The 2,228-nt window shown below is 58.6% G+C and carries 3 protein-coding genes; 1 reads left to right on the top strand and 2 read right to left on the bottom strand.

Annotated features, from left to right (window positions below; genetic code table 11):
• Positions 1–356: 356 nt before the first annotated feature.
• Positions 357–1,226, bottom strand: coding sequence for an ImmA/IrrE family metallo-endopeptidase (locus EZV60_RS18875; protein ID WP_135507619.1), 870 nt, complete (start codon positions 1,224–1,226; stop codon positions 357–359).
• Between the two features lie 3 nt (positions 1,227–1,229).
• Positions 1,230–1,559, bottom strand: coding sequence for a helix-turn-helix domain-containing protein (locus EZV60_RS18880; protein ID WP_135507621.1), 330 nt, complete (start codon positions 1,557–1,559; stop codon positions 1,230–1,232).
• A 133-nt stretch (positions 1,560–1,692) separates the two neighbouring features.
• On the opposite strand from EZV60_RS18880, the gene EZV60_RS18885 reads away from it, so the two are divergent.
• A partial coding sequence (locus EZV60_RS18885) for a ParB/Srx family N-terminal domain-containing protein (RefSeq protein ID WP_167853590.1) occupies positions 1,693–2,228 on the top strand: 536 nt, incomplete at its 3' end.

Consider the following 2,228-nt stretch of genomic DNA (forward strand, 5'->3'; position numbering starts at 1 on the left):
GAGCCGATTTTTCTGCGCGTATTAGGGTGTTTAGCATGGCAGCTTTCCGACAGAGACGCACCGATCTTCGGCAATCCGGGGAGATTATCCCGCGCGTCTCAGAGCCGCATTTAAGGCGGTTCGGTTTTCCTGTTTTCGCTGTTTTACAGGGAATTTATAGGGAACTTTCGTTTTTTTGGGCCGTTCCACGCCGATTCCGCCAAATTTCGATGAGATAATCTCCGGTTTTTGAGGGGGTTGCAGGCCATTTCCCTGTTATTCCCGGAACAGGGAATTTCTTTCGCGCGAACAGGGAAAGAATTTTTTCGATCAGGGGATTTTCCCGGCGGATCAGGGAACCGCTGGCGGGTGGTGTTTCACCGGAACCCCAGCATGCCGAGCTCGCGTTGACCCGGATCATCGTCGGTATCAGGATCCTCGCGGCCAGAGCTATCCGCCCAGAGAAGCGTGACCGCGTGCCCATCGACGCCAATGCGGGTCTGTTCAAAGAGATCAGGCTCAGGTTGATTGGTCCAGGCCATCGGGTGCGTCTCTATCGGCTCTGTGAAGCCAAGCTGACCGTTACCAATGGCGCGGAAGGCCGCCGTGGTCTTCGGCAGCGGATCATGCGTCTTCAGCGGGACATATGGAAACCCTTTATCCCGATGTACATAGCGCACGCGCGTGTCCTTCGACCATACCGCGGCCAGGAGTTCCGGGCGCCGGTCGATCATGCGCCTGACAGAGGCTTCGAGACTGACATCCAGACCGTCGCGCATCCTTTGACAGTCGCGCAGGTCCGGATCCTCTGAAAGAAAACCGTCGACCATGCGAAACGGCGCCAGCAGACTGATTGCAAACTGATTGGCCTGCGTTTCCTGCTTCTGCTCTCGCCTGCTTTCGCACGTCTCCCGCATATCCGCCGCCCGGCACTGGAACCCTGTCTCAGCCGTCAAGACGTGATGCTCCATCAGGAAATGCCCCAGTTCATGCGCAATGGTGAAGCGCGCCCTTCGAGCCCCATGCTTGTTATTGGCCAGGATCGCACCGAGACTGCGCCGGCTGTCGGTCAAAAGCATGCCTTCGAAACCATCAAAAGTTCCGGTTCGAACCTCGGAGATATCCAAAGCTGTTGCGATCTGGTCGACTGGGATCGGCGGGGCAATCTCTCCCAGCTGCGCATGGATCGCCATCGCGAGAGGTTCGGGCCGGTAGATATCGGCAAGCGCGATGCGGTCGAGTTGCAAGGGTCAGCTGGCCTCGTCAGCCCGGGCCCTCAGGGCCTTGATCATGTCTTCGACCACGGCCCGGTCACGTTCAGAGAGATCTTCCAAACCACGATGGAGGCGTTCGATCTGCAGGCTTGCAGCATCAGGTTCCTCGGCGTGTCCAACCAGTTCATCGATGCTGACACCGAAATGCCCGGCCAGCTTGCGGACCAGGTCGAAGGACGGATTCTTACTGCGTCCTTTCTCCAGCTCCCAAATATGCGCTTTTGAAATCCCAATCGCATCCGCCACTTGCTGTAGCGACTGGTTGCTCTTTTGCCGCAGATTGAACAGGCGGTCTCCAATATCCATACTCCCCTCCCGTCTGATGTGTTGAACGGCACCATACGCATAAGTTTTACAACACGCCACCCGTTTGATATATCTTACCCGCAAGGCAGGCGGAGTGATTCCGCCCTGCGGGCAGTAACAAATGGAGGCGAGAATGCCCCGAGCAGATATTGAAATGATCGCGATCGGCGATCTGACCCCCTGGGCGCGCAATGCCCGAACCCATTCCAAAAAGCAGATCCGGCAGATTGCCGAGAGCATCGAGACCTTCGGCTTCACCAACCCGGTGCTGATCGATGAGACCCGCACAATCCTCGCCGGTCATGGACGGGTCGAGGCGGCCGGGTTGCTCGGCTGGCAGGATGTGCCGTGTTTGCGGCTCGACCATATGAGCGCCGACGAAAAACGCGCCTACGTGCTCGCGGATAACAAGCTCGCGCTCAATGCCGGCTGGGACGAGGACTTGCTGGCCGCCGAACTGGGCGAGCTGATGTCGTCAGACCTGGACTTCGATCTCTCGATCACCGGCTTTTCCATTCCGGAGATCGATGGAGTGCTGGAGACCGTGTCACCGGTAGACCCGGGGGATCCGGAAGATGACGCGTTGCCGAGTACCACGCGGGCGCGGGTGCGCCCAGGCGATATCTGGCAGCTGGGGCCACATCGGCTCGTCTGCGGCGATGCGCTGGA

This window comes from Roseovarius aestuariivivens, from assembly GCF_004761875.1.
Classification (GTDB): Bacteria; Pseudomonadota; Alphaproteobacteria; order Rhodobacterales; family Rhodobacteraceae; genus Roseovarius; species Roseovarius aestuariivivens.

Excerpts from the sequence above, each read along its gene's own strand:
- EZV60_RS18880 (WP_135507621.1), bottom strand. The coding sequence starts at position 1,559 with ATGGATATTGGAGACCGCCTGTTCAATCTGCGGCAAAAGAGCAACCAG.